The sequence below is a fragment of the Streptomyces sp. MK37H genome, assembly GCF_018035285.1.
GTDB lineage: Bacteria > Actinomycetota > Actinomycetes > Streptomycetales > Streptomycetaceae > Streptomyces > Streptomyces endocoffeicus.
Genome location: NZ_JAAAYH010000007.1, coordinates 31,543 through 48,154, shown reverse-complemented (window position 1 = coordinate 48,154; position 16,612 = coordinate 31,543). Strand labels below are relative to the sequence as shown.

Annotated in this window: 14 protein-coding genes; 5 read left to right on the top strand and 9 right to left on the bottom strand. The window is 71.5% G+C overall.

What is annotated here, in order from left to right; all coding sequences use genetic code 11:
* Positions 1-66 precede the first annotated feature (66 nt).
* A complete protein-coding gene (locus GWI24_RS02515) occupies positions 67-849 on the bottom strand; it encodes a TIM barrel protein (protein WP_210944240.1) in 783 nt (260 codons plus the stop codon).
* A gap of 238 nt (positions 850-1,087) precedes the next feature.
* Here GWI24_RS02515 and GWI24_RS02510 point away from each other — a divergent pair, with 238 nt between their 5' ends.
* Positions 1,088-2,113, top strand: coding sequence for a LacI family DNA-binding transcriptional regulator (locus GWI24_RS02510; RefSeq protein ID WP_210944239.1), 1,026 nt, complete (start codon positions 1,088-1,090; stop codon positions 2,111-2,113).
* A gap of 22 nt (positions 2,114-2,135) precedes the next feature.
* Here GWI24_RS02510 and GWI24_RS02505 read toward each other — a convergent pair whose 3' ends face one another.
* A complete protein-coding gene (locus GWI24_RS02505; protein WP_210944238.1) occupies positions 2,136-2,831 on the bottom strand; it encodes a type 1 glutamine amidotransferase domain-containing protein in 696 nt (231 codons plus the stop codon).
* A 205-nt stretch (positions 2,832-3,036) separates the two neighbouring features.
* Between GWI24_RS02505 and GWI24_RS02500 the strand changes: the two genes are divergently transcribed.
* Entirely contained in the window at positions 3,037-3,993 is a 957-nt protein-coding gene (locus GWI24_RS02500) for a LysR family transcriptional regulator (protein ID WP_247615763.1), read from the top strand.
* Between the two features lie 32 nt (positions 3,994-4,025).
* Here GWI24_RS02500 and GWI24_RS02495 read toward each other — a convergent pair whose 3' ends face one another.
* Both GWI24_RS02495 and GWI24_RS02490 read right to left on the bottom strand, forming a co-directional pair.
* Positions 4,026-4,751, bottom strand: a complete 726-nt coding sequence (locus GWI24_RS02495; protein ID WP_374103260.1) for a response regulator — start codon at positions 4,749-4,751, stop codon at positions 4,026-4,028.
* A complete protein-coding gene (locus GWI24_RS02490; protein WP_210944236.1) occupies positions 4,744-5,985 on the bottom strand; it encodes a sensor histidine kinase in 1,242 nt (413 codons plus the stop codon). The genes GWI24_RS02495 and GWI24_RS02490 overlap by 8 nt, the downstream gene beginning before the upstream one ends.
* Positions 5,986-6,254: 269 nt before the next feature.
* Between GWI24_RS02490 and GWI24_RS02485 the strand changes: the two genes are divergently transcribed.
* The 3 genes from GWI24_RS02485 to GWI24_RS02475 all read left to right on the top strand — a co-directional run bounded on the left by GWI24_RS02485 (position 6,255) and on the right by GWI24_RS02475 (position 11,312).
* On the top strand, positions 6,255-8,714 hold the full coding sequence (locus GWI24_RS02485) for an FtsX-like permease family protein (protein WP_308343375.1): 2,460 nt from the start codon (positions 6,255-6,257) through the stop codon (positions 8,712-8,714).
* Positions 8,715-8,839: 125 nt separating this feature from the next.
* Positions 8,840-10,273 (top strand): cytochrome ubiquinol oxidase subunit I, encoded by a 1,434-nt coding sequence (locus tag GWI24_RS02480; RefSeq protein ID WP_374103259.1) that lies wholly within the window; start codon positions 8,840-8,842, stop codon positions 10,271-10,273.
* 16 nt (positions 10,274-10,289) lie between these two features.
* Positions 10,290-11,312 carry a cytochrome d ubiquinol oxidase subunit II gene (locus GWI24_RS02475; protein ID WP_210944234.1) on the top strand — a complete coding sequence of 341 codons (1,023 nt, stop codon included), beginning with the start codon at positions 10,290-10,292 and terminating at the stop codon, positions 11,310-11,312.
* A gap of 85 nt (positions 11,313-11,397) precedes the next feature.
* On the opposite strand, the gene GWI24_RS02470 is transcribed toward GWI24_RS02475, so the two are convergent.
* The 5 genes from GWI24_RS02470 to GWI24_RS02450 all read right to left on the bottom strand — a co-directional run bounded on the left by GWI24_RS02470 (position 11,398) and on the right by GWI24_RS02450 (position 16,609).
* Positions 11,398-12,252 (bottom strand): FHA domain-containing protein, encoded by an 855-nt coding sequence (locus GWI24_RS02470; protein WP_247615762.1) that lies wholly within the window; start codon positions 12,250-12,252, stop codon positions 11,398-11,400.
* A complete protein-coding gene (locus GWI24_RS02465) occupies positions 12,249-14,180 on the bottom strand; it encodes a serine/threonine-protein kinase (protein WP_210944233.1) in 1,932 nt (643 codons plus the stop codon). Before GWI24_RS02465 ends, GWI24_RS02470 begins: the two co-directional genes overlap by 4 nt.
* Before the next feature lie 212 nt (positions 14,181-14,392).
* The gene (locus tag GWI24_RS02460) at positions 14,393-14,827 is read right to left on the bottom strand and encodes a septal ring lytic transglycosylase RlpA family protein (RefSeq protein ID WP_247615761.1); all 435 of its coding nucleotides are present in this window, start codon (positions 14,825-14,827) and stop codon (positions 14,393-14,395) included.
* A 70-nt stretch (positions 14,828-14,897) separates the two neighbouring features.
* Positions 14,898-15,710 (bottom strand): glycoside hydrolase family protein, encoded by an 813-nt coding sequence (locus GWI24_RS02455; protein ID WP_247615760.1) that lies wholly within the window; start codon positions 15,708-15,710, stop codon positions 14,898-14,900.
* 11 nt (positions 15,711-15,721) lie between these two features.
* On the bottom strand, positions 15,722-16,609 hold the full coding sequence (locus GWI24_RS02450; protein ID WP_210944231.1) for a thaumatin family protein: 888 nt from the start codon (positions 16,607-16,609) through the stop codon (positions 15,722-15,724).
* Positions 16,610-16,612 lie beyond the last annotated feature (3 nt).

Here is a 16,612-nt window from a genome sequence, read left to right as displayed (position 1 = left end):
GCTCCGTGGGGTCTGTGGGTGGCGGCGTGCGATGAGGGCTGGACGGCCGCCTCGCGGGCGCGCGCTTCAGCGGGTGAAGGCGGAGCGGAAGCGCTCCAGGGCGAGGTCACTGTCACCGGAGGCCCATGCCTCCATGGCGACGGTGCCCTCGTAGCCGAGGTCGGCGAGGGTTCGGGCGAGGGCCGGGTAGTTGATCTCTCCCGTTCCGGGCTCGCAGCGGCCGGGTACGTCGGCCACCTGGATCTCGCCGATCAGGCCCCGGCCGTGGGCCCGGCGGACCAGCTCGATCAGGTTTCCCTCGCCGATCTGCGCGTGGTACAGATCCAGGTTCATCCGCAACCCCGGCCGATCCACGGCCTGGACCAGGGCCAGGGTGTCGGCGGCCTTCGCGAACGGCACACCGGGGTGGTCCACGGCGGTGTTGAGGTTCTCCAGGGTGAAGGTGACCCCGGTGCGCTCGCCCAGCTCGGCGAGGCGGGTGAGGGTGCGGTGGGCGGCGATCCACATCGGGCCGGTGGCCTCGCCCGGCACCGGCACCACCGGCAGGCCGTCGCCGTCCAGCCCGGTGCCGTGCAGATTCAGCCGGGGACAGCCGAGCTGATGGGCCACCTTGACCGACTCCTCGGCGGTGCGCAGGAGTTCGGCCGCCCCGTCATCGTCCGTCAGGCTGCCGCGGAGATAGCCGGTCATGGAGGAGAACACCGCACCGGTCCGCTCGAGGGCGGTCGGATCGTGTCGGCTCCAGTCCCAGATCTCGACCTGGAAACCGGCGTCGTGGATGCGCCGCGCCCGTTCCTGGATCGGCAGATCCCGGAAGACCATCTCGGCGCAGACCGCCAATGTGTACATCGCTACTGCTCGCTCTCTCCGGCCTCGGCAACGCAGACCAGAACGTTCCAGTCACTAGAACGTTCTAGGAAACGAGCAGCAGTACGCCAGCCGCCGACCGCCCCTGTCAAGGGTGGACGGCGGAGTCGCTAGAACGTTATAGACGCGGGGAGCGTGTCGGCCGGACCCTGGGCTACGATCGTCGCGCCCGGGGGCGAGACCCCGCCCGAAGACGACACCTCGACCAGGGAGACCAGTGGTGCCACCGACGCCGGCCGTCCCCCATGGGAAGCGCCCGACCCTCGCGGACGTGGCGGCGCGGGCCGGCGTGTCCACGGCGCTGGTCTCCATCGTGATGCGGGACGCCAAGGGCGCCGGTGCCGCCACCCGTGAGCGGGTCCTCCAGGCGGCACAGGAGATCGGCTACCGGCCGGACGCCCGGGCCCGGCTGCTGCGCAGCCACCGGTCCCATCTCCTCGGGGTGCAGTTCGGCCTTCAGCACCCCTTCCACTCCGATCTGCTGGAGGGCATCTACGCGGTGGCCGAGCCCGCCGGGTACCAGATCGCACTGAGCGCCGTGGCCGCCGGGCGTGGTGAGCAGCGGGCCACCGACACCCTGCTCGCCGACCGCTGCGAGGCCCTGATCCTGCTGGGCCCGCAGGCCCCGGCCGCGCGGCTGGCCGAACTCGCCGCGCAGCTCCCGGTGGTCTCCGTGGCCCGTCGGCTGCGCGGGTCCGCCCCGGGTGTCGAGGTGGTGCGGACCGCCGATGACGAGGGCGCCCGCCAGGCCGTGGACCACCTGGTGGCCCTCGGCCATCGCGACATCGCCCATATCGACGGCGGCAGGGCACCCGGCGCCGCCGACCGGCGCCGTGGCTATCGCACCGCCATGAGCCGCCACGGCCTGGCCGACCGCGTCCGCGTCCTGCCCGGCGGCCTCACCGAGGAGGACGGCGCCGCGGGCGCCCGCGCCCTCCTCGACGCCACTCCCCGGCCCACCGCCGTCCTCGCCTTCAACGACCGCTCCGCCACCGGGGTTCTGGACACCCTCCTCCGCGCCCGGGTCGCCGTCCCCGACGAGATCTCCGTCATCGGCTTCGACGACAGCCACTTGGCGCGCCTGGCCCATATCAACCTCACCACCGTCGGCCAGGACATCCCCCGCCTCGCCGAACTCGCCGTCGGCCGGGCCATCGCCCGCCTGGAGGGAGAGCGGATCCCCGACGGGGAGGCCGTGGTCGCCCCCCGTCTCGTCATCCGGGGCACCACGGCCGAGCCCGCCTGAGGCGCGAGGGAGGGTCGAGAGGTCAGCCGAGCTTCTTGAGGAGTTCTTCGGCGAGCGGGCCGGAGGAGGCCGGGTTCTGGCCGGTGATGACGTTGCGGTCGACCTCCACATGCGGTGCGAAGGGGTCGCCGACCCGCACCGTCAGGCCCGCCTCGGTCAGCCGGTCCTGCAGGAGCCACTTGGCCTTGTCGGCGTTGCCGGCCATCTTCTCCTCCTCATTGGTGAAGGCGGTGATCCGGTAACCCGCGTACGCGTGGGTGCCGTCCTCCGTGACCGCCGCCAACAGCGCCGCCGGGCCGTGGCAGACCACGCTCACCGGCATGCCACTGCGCACCGCGAGGGTGAGGATCTTGCCCGAGTCCGCGTCGACCGCGAGGTCCTCCATGGGGCCGTGGCCACCGGGCACATGGACGGCGTCGTAGTCGTCCAGCGTTACGTCGCTCAGCGCGATGGGGGCGCGGAACTCCGCGGCGGTCTCGGTGACGCTCCTGACCCTGGCGGCGTTCTCCGGGCCGCCGTTGACCTCGGGGCTGAGGCTGGCGGAGTCCACGGGCGGGACGACGCCGCCGGGGGTGGCGACGGTGATCTCGTGGCCCGCGGCCTTGAGCGCCTCATAGGGGACCACGGCCTCGTCGGCCCAGTAGCCGGTGGGGTGCTTCGTACCGTCGGCCAGTGTCCACTGGTCGGCACCGGTCATCACGAACAGGATCTTCGCCATGCTCACTCCTCGATGCGAACACACGCGGTGAATGTGATCGCTGGATTCTCCTGGGGCGTCTTCGCCGCCCCGATGTGGCGCCGCCGTCCTGGCGGCGTGCTCGAAGGTAGATCCACTGGGCATCGGAATGCCAATAGATCAGTCGATCGATGGCATCGGGTTTCCGATGGCGGGAAAGACCGTGTGCCTCTCTATGCTGGGCCGCATGGCGGACGGGACACACCAGGACGGCGACATCGTCATCGGCGGCGGGGCGCCCCCGCAACAGGCCGATCTGAATCTGCTGCGCACCTTCCTGGCCGTCTACCGCTCCGGCTCGTTCACCGCCGCGGCGCCGCTGCTCGGGCTCTCCCAGCCGACCGTCACCGCCCAGATCCGCGCCCTGGAGCAGCAGACCGGACGCGCGCTGTTCACCCGGCTTCCGCGCGGTGTGGAGCCCACCCACCTCGCCCATGACCTGGCCGGACACATCGCCGGGCCACTCGACGCCCTCGCCTCCCTCGGCGGCCGGAACACCGTACTCACCGGCCGCACCACCCCCGTCCACCTGGCCGGGCCCGCCGAGTTGCTGTGCGCCCGCGCCCTGCCCGCACTCGCCCCGCTGGTCGCCGAGGGGGTACGGCTGCGGATCACGATGGGGCTGACCGATCCGCTGCTGGAGGCGCTGCGCGCGGGACATCACGACCTTGTGATCGCCACCAGGCGCCCCGGCGGCCGCACGCTGACCTCGCTCCCGCTGGCGGACGAGGACTATGTGCTGGTCGCCTCGCCGGGCTGGGCCCGGCGCATCGGGGAGCGTCTGGCGGCCGACGGGCCGTGTGCCGCCGTCCGTGACGTACCGCTGATCACCTACGCGGAGGACCTCCCCATCGCCCGCCGGTACTGGCGCAATGTCTTCGGCAAGCGGCTCACCGCCCAGGCCGCGGTGACGGTGCCGGATCTGCGCGGGGCCGTGTCGGCCGTCGCCGCGGGCGCCGGATACAGCGTGCTCCCCCGTTATCTGTGCCAGGACGAACTCGCCTCCGGTGGACTCGTCCTGCTCCATGAGCCCGAAGAGCCGCCGCTCAACACGCTCTTCCTCGTACAGCGGCCGGGCGCCGACGCCAACCCGGACGTCGCCCGGGTCCGCGAGCGGCTTCAGCGCGCCGCCCGCACCTGGTAGCGCGCACACGCCGGGGGCATCCGCCGGGCGGGTCAGCCTCCGCCGCTCGGCGAGGACTCGTCCACCATGCCGTGCTCCCAGGCCCAGGCCGCGATCTCGACGCGGTTGCGGGCGGCCAGCTTGCGCTGCACGTTGCCGAGGTGGGTCTTGACGGTGGAAAGGGTGACATGGAGATCCGCGGCCACCTCCTCGTTGGTACGGCCACGGGCGACCCGCCGGACCACCTCGATCTCGCGCTGGGTCAGCGGCTCGATCAGACCCTTGGGCCCGCTCCTCCCCCGGCGGGCCGGACGGGCCTCGGAGGGGGCCGGCCGGTCGCGGTGGGGTGCCATGTGCGCGAGCAGGCGGACGGTCACCGACGGGGAGATCAGCGAATTGCCCGACGCCGCGGCACGTACCGCCTCGGTGAGCAGACCGGGTGCGCCGTCCTTGAGCAGAAAGCCGCACGCGCCGTTGCGCAGCGCCCGGTAGACGTATTCGTCGAGGTCGAAGGTGGTGGCGATGAGGACGTTGAGGGGATCCGGCACATCGGGTCCGGCGAGGAGCCGGGTGGCCTCCAGACCGTCCAGCTCGGGCATGCGGATGTCCAGGAGGCAGACATCGGGCCGCAGGCGCCGGGCCTGCTCGACCGCCTCGACGCCGTTCGCCACTTGGGCGACGACCCGCATGTCCGGCTGGGAGTCGAGAATCATGCGGAAGGCGGCACGGACCATCTCCTGGTCGTCGGCGATGAGTACCTGGATCGTCATGTCACGCATGATCGCAGGCGATCGTCTCCTCAGTGGCCGTCCTGTCCAGTGGCAGGACCGCCAGGACGTGCCAGCCGCCGCCGTCCCGTGGCCCTGACGTGATGCGCCCGTTGACCTCCTCGACCCGCTCGGCGATCCCCACCAGACCGTATCCGCCCCCCTCTGCCGACCGCTCGGCGGCGGGCGAGGCGCCACCCTGCCCGTCGTCGACGACCGACACCTCCAGCCCCTCCGGATCGCCGGGCCGGACACCGATCCGCACCTCCACCCGGCCGGCCCCGGTGGCGTGTTTGCGGACGTTGGTCAGGGACTCCTGTACCACACGGTGGACCGTGGTGGCGATGCCGGGCGGCAGCGGCCGGTCGGTGAGTTCCGGGGCGAGGATCAGCTCGGCGGTCGGGCCCACCTCGGAGAACTCCTCGGTGAGGGCACGCAGATCACGCAGCCCGCGCGGACCCGCCGGATCGCCCGTGGGCCGGGTCGTGGCGGAGGCGGTGGCGTGGTCCCGCAGGCTGGTGACCATGGCGCGCATCGACCCGAGCGCCTGGGATCCGGCCCGCTCGATCTGGGCGAGCATCCGGTCCAGGTCCTCCGGGGACTGGGGGTGTCCGGCCGCGGCGGTGAAGCGCGCGGCTTTGGTCTGTGCGACGATCGCCGTGACGTGGTGGGCCACGAAGTCGTGCAACTCCCGTGCGTGCTCCAGGCGTTGGGCCTGCCGGATGGCCTCGCGCTCCCGCTCCCGCAGTGTGTCGTACAGACGCAGACACAGCCCCACCACCACCATGAACGGCACGGCACAGACCGCGATGACGGCGATCAGGTCCTTCAGGTAGTCGTCCCACAGCTCGATCCGCAGCGGAAGGACCACGGCGGCGAGGGAGGACGCCGCGACCGGCCCGGCCGCTCGCAGTGGCGGGCAGCGCCGCACGGCGCGGGTGCTGAGCAGCAGCAGCGCGCCCAGTTCCACCATGCCCGGGGTGTTCGGGGGACGCTCGGACAGCTGCGCTTCCGTCACCGTCAGCATGCACGAGACGGCCGCCACGCCGAGGGCGCAGCGCGCGAAGAGGCGTTCCGGCACGGCGAGCGCGCCCAGGCACAGCACCCCGGACACCATCGTCGCCGCGGCCATCGCCGGATCCGGCGCGTTCAACCCCTCCAGGACCACGAGGACGACCAGAGCGACGCCGACCAGGCCCTGCCGGAGGTGCCGGAAGCGGAAACGGGACCGGAACTCGGAGATCATGGCAGGTCACGCTACGGTCCGGCCGCCGTCGCCACATCAGACTTTCGGCCGAGGAAACCGGGGAGGGGCACGGCCCGCTTCGGCATTCCGGTGGATCCGCCGCGCCACGTCCGCGCGAAGGATGGCATCCGGGGCGGCCGGAGAGTGCTCGAGCGCTCTGCGTCCGCCGGCCACGCCCCTTCCGACCGTTGCCCCCTCAGTCCTTCCGAAGGCCGTCGATGTTCCGCACCGCCCTGCGCACCCTCCGATCCCATCGGCTCCGTTTCGCGATGCCCGCCCTCGCCGTCGTGCTCGGCGTGGCCTTCGTGACCGGTTCGCTGCTCTACGGCGACTCCGTCAGAGCGGCCGTGAACCGCGCCCGCTCCAACTCCCAGCCCGATGCGTCCGTCTCGGTCACCGCGGACCCCGCCGCGCCACACCGGCTCGATAACACGCTGCTGCGGCGGCTGCGGGCGCTGCCGTCGGCGTCCGCGGCGCGCGGAGTGGTGGAGGGCCGCTCCTTCCTCGTCGGCTCCGACGGCACTCTGGTCGGCGATCTGAACCAGGCCGCGGGCGTCAACTACGTGCCCGACGGCAGCGGCAAGGACATCCGCTATCCGCTCACCGAGGGCCGTGGCCCCCGTGGCGCCGCCGAGATCGCCGTCGACCGGCGGACCGCCGAGCGGGCCGGATACCGGGTGGGCGCCCGGGTGCGTATCGTCGTGGCCGGCACGGCCCGCGACGCTCGGCTGGTCGGCGTCTTCACCGCCCATGACAGCCGGGTGGACTCCGGCGGCACGCTCACCGCCTTCGACACCGCCACCGCGCAACGGCACTTCGCCCCCGCGCCGAAGAGCTACTCGGCGATCACGCTGACCGCCGCCGAGGGCACAACGGATGTCCAACTCGCCCAGCAGACACAGAAGTTGTTGCCACCCGGGCTGCGGGCGGTCACCCGCGCGGATCTGGAGTCCGGTGCCGCCTCCGACGGGGACGCGGACAAGCTCACCACACTGCTGCTGAGCTTCGCCGGGGTCGCCCTGTTCGTCTCCACCTTCCTGGTGGCCAACACCTTCACCATGCTCAGCGCGGCCCGCGCCCGGGAACACGCGCTGCTGCGGGCCATCGGCGCCACCACGAACTACGTGATGCGAATGGTCCTGACCGAGGCCGCCGTGGTCGGCACGGCCGCCTCGGCCATCGGCTACGGTCTTGGCGTCGGTGCCGCGCATCTGCTGGGCAGCCTGTTCGACGCCTCCGGTGCGGGGAACGCCACCGTGCCGGCGCTGTCCGCCGAGCCGCTGCTCGCGGCCTTCGCCGTGGGCATCGGCGTCACCGTCCTCGCGGCCTACGTCCCGGCCCGGCGAGCGGCGGCCGTACCGCCGGTGGCGGCGCTGCGGACCGTCCAGCCGTCCACCGCCGCCTCGCTGCGCCGCCGCAACACCATCGGGCTGATCACCACCGCGTGCGGCGCGCTGCTGATCGCCGCCGCCATCGGTGAGCCGAACCTCCTCTTCGGCGCCGCGCCCCTGCTGCTGGTCGGCCTGATCGTCCTCACTCCGTTGCTCGCGCTCGGCGTCACCGGGTTGCTGCGCTCCCCGCTGACCCGGCTGGCGGGCGTCCGGGGCAAGCTGGCGGTGGAGAACGCCCGCCGCAATCCACGGCGTACCGCGGCCACCGCGACCACCCTGATGGTCGGTCTGGCGATGGTCACCGCCGTCACCGTGGCCGTCACCTCGGTGAACCGCTTCGACGAGCGGGACGCCGACCGTTCCATGGCCTCGGACCTGCGCATCACGGCCGTTGACTTCGGCGAGATGGGCGAGGGCACGGCGGCCCGGGTGGCGCGGCTCGCCGACGCCGAGGCCGTCACTCCCGTCATCCCCACCTACTTCGACCTCGCCGACAAGACCGCCCTCTCGGTCACCGCGGTGGACCCCGCCGCGGTGGAACGCGCCGCGTCGCTCACCGTCCGCGAGGGGTCGCTGGACCGCCTCGACCAGGGCATCGCCGTCACCGAGGAGCTGGCAGCCGCCCACGGCTGGCGGCTCGGCTCCCGTGTCACCGGCACCTTCACCAGTGCGAGCGGGCGTACGCCGGGCAGCAGGGCCAACCTGCCCGTCGTCGCGATCTACGACGGTCCGGACGATCTGACCCCCGCTCTCGTCTCCGCACGCGCCCTGCCACGTCCGGCCGGCGCCGAGGACCGGCCCAGCATCGACTCGGTACTGGTCAAGGCCGCCCCCGGCCGCACCACCGCGCTCCAGGAGGAGATCCGGCGCGTCCTGGACAACCCGGCGCTGCTCGTCCAGGACCGCGCCGACGCGAGGGCCGCCGCCACCGCGCGGACCGCGCCGTTCCTGAACATCATGTACGCCATGCTCAGCGTCACCGTGCTGATCGGCGCCCTCGGGGTGGTCAACACCATGGGCATGGCCGTCTTCGAGCGGGTGCGGGAGATCGGGCTCCTGCGGGCCATCGGACTGGACCGCGGTGGCGTCGGATCCGTGCTGCGCCTGGAGTCGGTGACCATCTCCCTCTTCGGCTCCGCGCTCGGTGTCGTCGCCGGTACCGCCATCGGCGCGGCGGCGGTACTCGGCCAGGAGGTCGTTCCGCTCGTCATCCCCTGGGACAGGACGGCCCTCTTCTTCCTCGCGAGCGCCGCGATCGGTGTCCTGGCCTCGCTCTGGCCGGGGCGTCAGGCCGCGCGCATCCCGATGCTGGAGGCCATCGGCGCGGACACCGAGTGACGGTCGTGGGGCGACCGCCCGTTGCCCCACCCCGGCGTGTCGCGGCCGGGAAACCACCGCGACATCGCGGAGGCGGGTAAAGGTGTTTTTCCGGGAGGGGGCTCAGCGACGAGTGAGGAGCGGCCGTGCCCGCTGTCGACCAGCACCCGTGGCCGCAGGCCACGGCCGTGGTGAGGGACTGGCTGGCGGGCCCGGCCACGTCCGGCGATCTGGCCGCGGCCCGCGCCCAGATGGGTTTCTCGCTCGCCTGGCACATCGTGGTGGCCTGTCTGGGCGTGGGGCTTCCGCTGCTCACCCTGATCGCCGAATGGTGGGGCGTGCGCACCGGCGACCCCTCGTACCGGCTGCTCGCCCGGCGCTGGGCGCGGGCCATGGGGGTGCTGTTCGCCGTGGGCGCGGTCTCCGGCACGATCCTCAGCTTTGAGATGGGGCTGCTGTGGCCGGGGCTGATGGGCCGTTACGGCCAGGTCATCGGGCTGCCGTTCGCCATCGAGGGCATCGCCTTCTTCATCGAGGCCATCTTCCTCGGCATCTACCTCTACGCATGGGACCGGCTGCCGCCGCGCGTCCATATGCTCACCGCGATCCCCATCATCATCGCCGGTGTGGCCTCGGCGTTCTTCGTGGTGTGCGCCAACGCGTGGATGAACCAGCCGCGTGGCTTCACCGTCCGCCACGGCAGGGTCGTGGACGTCGACCCGCTCGCCGCGATGTTCAACCCGGCCAGTCCGCCGCAGACCGTCCATATGATCCTCGCCGCGCTGATGGTGGCGTCCTTCCTGACCGCGAGCGTGTACGCGGTCTCCCTGCTGCGCGGCCGCACCGACCGCTACCACCGCGCGGGGTTCTTCATCCCGTTCGTCCTCGGCGCGGTCGTCTCGCCCGTCCAGCTCGTGGTGGGTGACTGGATCGCCCGCTTCGTGGCCGACTACCAGCCGGTCAAGCTCGCCGCCATGGAGGGTGTCTTCACCACCTCCAGCCATGTGCCGCTCACCGTGGGCGGTATCGCGGGCGACCACGGCCTCAAGGGCGGTCTCGAGATCCCCAACGGTCTGTCGCTGCTGGTCGGCTTCAGCCCCAGTACGGTCATCGAGGGGCTGAACCAGGTGCCCCCCGCGCGGCGGCCCCCGATCACCGGCACCCATCTGGCGTTCGACCTGATGGTGCTCGGCGGGCTGTTCCTGATCGGGCTCGGGGTCTGGCTGCTGCTGGCCTGGTGGCGCACCCGGCGCCGGGGCGAGAGCGACCCGCTGGCCCGCCGGGGCACGCGCCTCTTCCTGTGGCTGGCGTCGTTCAGCGGTCTGGCGGCGGTCGTCTCGCTGGAGTGCGGCTGGGTCGTCACCGAGGAGGGCCGTCAGCCGTGGGTGGTGCAGGGGGTCCTCAGCGTCCGGGACGCGGTGAATCCCGCCCCCGGCCTCATGACCGGGCTGTGGCTGGTGCTCGTGGTGTACGCCGCGATGACGGTGGCCACCGTCTACGTCCTGCGCCGGCTCGCGGGCGAACGCCCGGTCCCCGTGGCCCCGCAGGAAGCCGATGTGACCGGCTATCCGGTCGTGTGAAGCGCTGGAGGTCCTGATGCTCGCGGACACCGTCCTGGCGGTGATGTGGCTGGGTCTGATGTGCTACGCCCTCTTCGCCGGCGCCGACTTCGGGGCGGGGCTGTGGGATCTGGTGGCCGGTGGCAGCCGTCGTGGACGGCCGCAGCGCGCGCTGATCGAGCACGCCATCGGACCGGTCTGGGAGGCCAACCACGTGTGGCTGATCTTCGTGGTGGTGATGCTGTGGAGCGGCTTCCCCGAGGTGTTCGCCGCAGTGATGTCCACTCTCTATCTGCCGCTGACCCTGGCGGCGCTCGGCATCATCGCGCGCGGTGCCGCGTTCGCGTTCCGCAAGGCCAGCACCCAGCTGTGGCAGCAGCGGCTGTTCGGGGCCTGCTTCGCCACGTCGTCGGTCGTCACGCCCTTCTTCCTGGGCACGGTCGCCGGTGGTGTGGCCTCCGGGCGCGTACCCCCCGGCCTCGCCGCGGGCAGTACGGTCACCAGCTGGCTCAATCCGGCGTCCTTCCTCGGCGGTGTGCTGGCCGTGGTGACCTGCGCCCATCTGGCCGCCGTCTATCTGTGCGCGGACGCGGCACGCGGCGGCGGGCCCGACCTGGTGCGGGCGTTCCAGCGACGCGCCCTGGTCAGCGGGATGGCCGCGGGTGCCGTGGCGCTCGTCGGGATCGCCGTGCTGCACGCCGACGCGCCACGGCTGTTCCACGGGCTCACCCATCGCGCCCTGCCCCTGGTGGTGCTGTCGGCCGTCACCGGTGTGGCCGGGCTGGTCCTGCTCATGCGGTCGCTGTGGGGCTGGGCCCGGGCCGCCGCCGCCCTCGCCGTGGCGCTCATCGTCTGGGCCTGGGGCGTGGCGCAGTATCCGCTGATGCTGGTCCCGGACCTCACCGTGGCACGGGCGGCCGCACCGCCTTCGGTGCTGGCCGCCGTGCTGATCGTGTTCGCGGTCGGGGCGCTGCTGCTGATCCCGTCCCTGGGCTGGCTCTACGCGCTCTTCCAGCGCCCGGAGACCGGCGCGGCGGCGGGCGCCGAGGACACGCGCTGAACGGTCAGGACGCGCTGAACGGTGAGGACACGCGCTGAACGGTCAACGGCCAGGGCGCGCTGAGCGGTCAGAACGCGCTGAGCGGTCAGGCGGCCTCGATCAGGGCCAGATCCGGGGGGACGAGCGTGGTCGACATCATCAGGGCGCGGATCAGATGGTCGTTGAGCGCGTTGCCGACCGGTTCGCCGACCTCCTCGCGGGTCAGCCAGGGCACTCCGTCCCGGGACAGCATCGTACGGACCCGGTTGACCAGGTGCTCCACGCGCTTCTCACTCCATCCCTCACCGGGGCGCAACTCCGCGAGCTGGGAGGCCGTCTGCCTCCAGGTGAGGGGCTGTGGCCGGGGTTCGTGGAGCAGATACCGCTGGCCGAGAACGACGAGCGCGAGCTTCTCCTCGTCGGTGAGCACCCATACGCGGGGCGGGCGGGTGACATCCCCGGGCAGGGCCACCGGCCGCTCGGTCTCTGGGCCGCTGACGAAGACCTCCAGCAGATGCTCACGGTCGCGCGAGCCCCGGACGAACAGCGGGGTGTAGCCGGTCTCGAGGGGCAGTGGTTCCTCGCCCGTGAAGAGCAGCCGGGACGGGAAGCGGAGCGGCAGCCGGCCGTTGTTGGCGACCCACCACCGGCCGTGGCGATGGGTCAGTCTGCCCTGGCAGCGGCTGACCTGGGGGTCGTCCTCGCCCACGCAGACGTGCACCTCGGGGCGGTTCCGCCCGAAGAGCAGCTCACGGCCGTCGCCGGGGCCGAGGGTCATGCCACCGGTCAGGGCGAGGGCGAAGGCGGTGCCCGGCACCGGCGCCGTCACCCCGCGGGCCAGACTGCCGTGCGCGGCGGGCAGCGGGCGGCCGCCCGCTGCGGGACGTCCGGTGGCGGGGCGACGGGTGGCGGGAGCCCGCCCGATGGCAGGGCGGTCACTGCCGGGAGGTGTTGTGGTCATGATGCCGGGAGTTTCTTCGCGGCCGTGGCGGCGAGCGCCTTGGCGGTCTTGCAGAGCTTTTCAGTGGACGTGGGCCCGTAGACGTTCAACGACATGAACTCGACGGTGTCGTCACCGAGGGAGTTGCGGTACGAGCGGTGCAACATCCGGACCAGGCACGAGTCGTCATCCCACTCGTTCGGCGACACCGAGCTCCGCTTGCCGGCGATGACCGCCGGCCGGCCGTCATCCGTGGTGAACTGGTTGTCCCGGTTGAACACCACCTTCACCCCCGCGTCGCCCGAGCCGTCCGTCCACTCGCACTGCCAGTCCCCGAAGCCCGGGTCGCGGTCCGCCACCCGGACACCGGCGACCCGCTTGAGCTCATCGCTGTCCAGCAGCCGGCATGCGTGTCCCCGGAGCAGGGAGCTCGCCACCGGCTGCCCGGAGCGCCGGGGGACCTGGCCGCGGTCCAGCACACTGACCACATAGTCGGTGGCGGCGTCGCCCAGTTGACAGGGGTCGGGCGCCGGGGTGTCGAGCCGCTCGGTGATGATCCAGATCTGCTTGCGGTCGGCGGACGCGATGTTCCGCAGGCACTCGTCCCCATCGCGCTGGTACGCGCCGACGGTGACATTGCCGACCCTTCTGGTGGGCACATCGCCACCCGGTTCGGGCGGATCAGCGCTGAAGTTGAGCTGGACGTCGGCGATGTCATCGCCGCTTTCGCCCTGCAGCAGGACATCGCATCGATCGATCTCGCCGTAGTCCGGGTCGAGCACGGTCTCACCGAAGCGGCTGAGCGAGGCGGGGTTGAGCAACTTGCAGGGATCGGCGGTCCGCGCGTCGCCTATGGTGCCGGCCGGGCCCGTCCGGGCCGGCGAGTCGGCCGTACCGGAGACGCCACGCCCGCCGTCCTTCCCGGACCCGCCGCTCTCGTCGGAGCGCCCGTCACCCCAGGGGCCGAAGAGGGTGGCCCATGCCACCAGGACCGCGGCAATGCCCAGCGCGGTGGCGGTGATGACCACCCCGCGGCTCGGGCGGCGCCACGGCCCTCGGACGGACGGCGGCACCAGTCGCATCGTGAAGGGGGTGCGGTCCAGCGTGTCGCCGTCGTGCGGGTCCTCGAGGTCCTCGATCCGCGGGGACGATGGGGCGACCCGCCGCAGCAGCCGTACGGCCTGGTCGGCGGCGGGGCGCCGCTTCGGCTCCAGATCCAGCAGCTTGGTGAGCGTGTCCACCAGCGGACCGGCCCGGTGCGGGCTCTCGATATAGCCCTCGATGGCCCGCGCCACATAGGCCATGGGATGCGATGCCTCGCCGTACGGGGACCGCCCCTCGATCGCCGCGTAGAGGGTCGCACCCAGCGAGAAGACATCGGACTTCCGGTCGGCCACCTCTCCCCTGGCCACCTCGGGCGGCAGATACGGCGGTTTGCCACGCACCCCGCCCGTCCGGGTCATGGTGGCCTCGCTCCACAGCGCCCGGGAGATGCCGAAGTCGGTCAGCTTGGCGACCCCGTCCTCGGTGATCAGGACGTTCTCCGGGGTGACATCGCCGTGCACCACACCCTCGGCGTGCGACTTCGCGAGCGCGGCGGCGATCTGGCAGCCGATGGAGGCCGCCTCCTCCGGGGGGAGCGCGACGCGATCGCGCACCATGTCCGCGAGACTGCCCCCGGACACATACTCCATGACGATCCAGCAGATCTCGCCCTCGTCCACGAAGTCGAACACCGAGACGATGTGCGGATGGTGCAGCCGTGCGGCGTTGCGCGCCTCGTTGGTCAGGCGCGCCACCGCGCGGTCGTCGTCCGGACGGGCACACTTCACCGCGACCTGGCGGTCCAGCAGTTCATCGTGGGCCCGCCAGACGACGCCCATCCCACCTCTCCCGATGGGCTCCTGGAGCAGATATCGGTCGGCGACCTTGTCACCGGCCTCCGCCATCACCCGCACCCCCGCTACCCCGCTTCATCACCCGTCACGTTCCAGTGTCGCCACGGAGAGTACTTGCCTACGAGGTCAGTGGGTAGCGCTTCCGGCGGACAGCCCCCGGAAAGAGGGAAGCCTCCGGCGCACGACGGTCGCTTCGCGAGCGGGGTATCGGGGACCCGACGTGGAGCGCCGGGACCGGCGCTCCACTTCACCACATGCCCCTTTCACCTCACGATTTCTTCCTTGACGACGATGTGGCCGGAGTCGGGATTGAGGACTCCGCCGAGCCGGGAGTACGCACCGTCGGTCAGGTCCAGACACTTGGGCACGGACGGCGTCCATCCGAAGGTGCCGCGGTCGTTGACGCGCACGACCAGTGACGTGCCGTTGGCCACGTTGGTGACCTTCACCTTGGTGCCGAACGGCAGCTGCGGGCTACGGCTGAGGGACGTGGCGGCGGTGTCCGCGTTGTTGTCGAAGAGTTCGCCGCTGGCGGTGTAGGCACCGGGCGGTATGTAGCCGTAGTGCGTGGCCCAGCAGTTCTGCCCGGGCGGCGGGGTGTCGCTGGTGGCGGCGGTGCTCGTCGGGGCGACGGTCACTACGGCGGTCAGTGCGGCGGCTCCGACCGCCAGTCGGCCGATCAGCGTTGCCTTGCGCATGGCGGAGGACCTCGTTTCGATTGTCATGGTGTCGTGTGAGTGGTGTGGTGTGAGCGCGCGTGGCCTTGCCTCAGCCGGCCGCGCGATAGGCGGTGCCGATCTGGTTGGGCGTCGCGCCGTTGTAGAGACCGGTGCCACCGCGGTCCGCGGAGAGCGTGAACCACGCATACCGTTGGACGAAGGACAGGCCTTCCAGCATGGCGGTGGACTTCTTCACGAACGCGGCCTGCTGGGCCGGGGTCGGATACCTCGGGGTACCGCTCGAGAAGTCGATCAGCGCGTATTCGGTGAGCCAGATCGGCTTCTTGTAGCGGTCGTGAGTGGCCTGGAGATAGCCGCGCAGCTGTTCGGTCGCGCGGGTGGCGTCGAAGTCGGCGCCGTACCAGTGCAGCGGAATGAAATCGACCTTGTAGTTGCGGTCGGCGGCGCCCTTCATGAAGCGGTCGATCCAGCCACCGGCGACATCGCCGCCGTAGGCCACCGCGGGCGCGCCGAGCCGCATACCGGTCGACTGGAGCCGGGGCCACAGATCGAGCGCCTTGGCGACGGTCATATCGGCCTGGCCCGCCATATCCGGTTCATTGAAGCCGAGCAGGGTCGTGCCCTGGCTCTTGGCCTGGTTGAGTTCGGCGTCGGTCACCGAGCCGGGACCCCAGATCATGGGTACGAATTCGACCCCGGCCGGGGGCTGGATCTGCTGCTTGCCCGAGGCCCAGGTGTAGAACCAGCCGACCTTGGCGTCGGACATCGCCGCCGTGACCCCGTTGAACTTCCAGGCGCTGACGCCCTTCTTCTTCACCGCGGCGGTGGACGCGCCGGCGCCCGTCTGGCTTCCCGCGGTCAGCAGGGTCACCACCGCCAGCAGTACGGCGAGAAGTCGCATCCTCCGCATGGTCACGACCCCGCGTTGAAGGTCACGGTGAAGCCACTGCACTTACCGCAGTTCTGCATCACCTGGTTGCCGGGCTCCTGGTCCTGCTTGGAGTAGGCGTACGCCTTGGGGCACCGGGAGGCGATCGCGTCGCTGTACGGCGTCTTGACGTCCCGGTCGGGGTTGGTGCACAGCATCGGTGTACCGTCCGACCAGCGGGTGAGGTTGGCGGCCGGGCAGAACGGCAGCAGGTTCTGTGTGCAGCCCTGGGTGCCACAACCTCCGCCACCGGCGGGGTTGTTGGGGGCGATCGTGATGGGGTTGGAGAACGCGTTGACGTAGCTCACGTTGTACCAGGGAGCGAGCGTGTCCTTGGTGTCGAAATTGAACTCGGCGAGGCTGACGGGCTGCTCGCCCAGCTCACAGTGGTCGGCGAACTTACCGCAGTCCCCCACCTTGCAGTGGAAGGTGCTGCCCGAGGTGCCGGTGCATCCCAGACGGGCGAAGAACTTTCCACGCCAGTGGCCAGGATCGGCGTTCTCGGGGATCGTCACCGACGCCGACTGTCCGGGTTCCAGGATGGGCAGTTCGGCGAATTGCTCGGAGCCATCGGCATTGACGGCGCTGCCGATCCACACCTTCCGTCCGGTGTGATTGACGAAGGTGACCGTGTGGTTGGCGGCGCGGACCGCCTTGGTCGCGTTCGCCGTCTCGTTCGCCTTGTTCGCCTTGTTCGCCTTGTTCGCCTCGTTCGCCTTGGCGGGAGTGGCCGTACCGGCCTTCATTGCCGCGGCGGGCGCGTCGCCGGTCGGCATCGCCACGCTCGTGGCCGCACTCGTCCCCGCGGTCGGCAGCAGGGCCGCCAGCACCACCAGTGCCGCGGTGGCCAGGCCGATCAGAATTCTGCGCATGAC

Bases quoted from the DNA above. Each gene is read 5' to 3' on its own strand.
- GWI24_RS02505 (WP_210944238.1), bottom strand. From the start codon at position 2,831: ATGGCGAAGATCCTGTTCGTGATGACCGGTGCCGACCAGTGGACACTG.
- GWI24_RS02515 (WP_210944240.1), bottom strand. From the start codon at position 849: ATGTACACATTGGCGGTCTGCGCCGAGATGGTCTTCCGGGATCTGCCG.
- GWI24_RS02460 (WP_247615761.1), bottom strand. From the start codon at position 14,827: ATGCGCAAGGCAACGCTGATCGGCCGACTGGCGGTCGGAGCCGCCGCA.
- GWI24_RS02495 (WP_374103260.1), bottom strand. From the start codon at position 4,751: ATGCGTGACATGACGATCCAGGTACTCATCGCCGACGACCAGGAGATG.
- GWI24_RS02465 (WP_210944233.1), bottom strand. From the start codon at position 14,180: ATGGCGGAGGCCGGTGACAAGGTCGCCGACCGATATCTGCTCCAGGAG.
- GWI24_RS02470 (WP_247615762.1), bottom strand. From the start codon at position 12,252: ATGACCACAACACCTCCCGGCAGTGACCGCCCTGCCATCGGGCGGGCT.
- GWI24_RS02450 (WP_210944231.1), bottom strand. From the start codon at position 16,609: ATGCGCAGAATTCTGATCGGCCTGGCCACCGCGGCACTGGTGGTGCTG.
- GWI24_RS02500 (WP_247615763.1), top strand. From the start codon at position 3,037: ATGGCGGACGGGACACACCAGGACGGCGACATCGTCATCGGCGGCGGG.
- GWI24_RS02455 (WP_247615760.1), bottom strand. From the start codon at position 15,710: ATGCGACTTCTCGCCGTACTGCTGGCGGTGGTGACCCTGCTGACCGCG.
- GWI24_RS02475 (WP_210944234.1), top strand. From the start codon at position 10,290: ATGCTCGCGGACACCGTCCTGGCGGTGATGTGGCTGGGTCTGATGTGC.
- GWI24_RS02485 (WP_308343375.1), top strand. From the start codon at position 6,255: ATGCCCGCCCTCGCCGTCGTGCTCGGCGTGGCCTTCGTGACCGGTTCG.
- GWI24_RS02490 (WP_210944236.1), bottom strand. From the start codon at position 5,985: ATGATCTCCGAGTTCCGGTCCCGTTTCCGCTTCCGGCACCTCCGGCAG.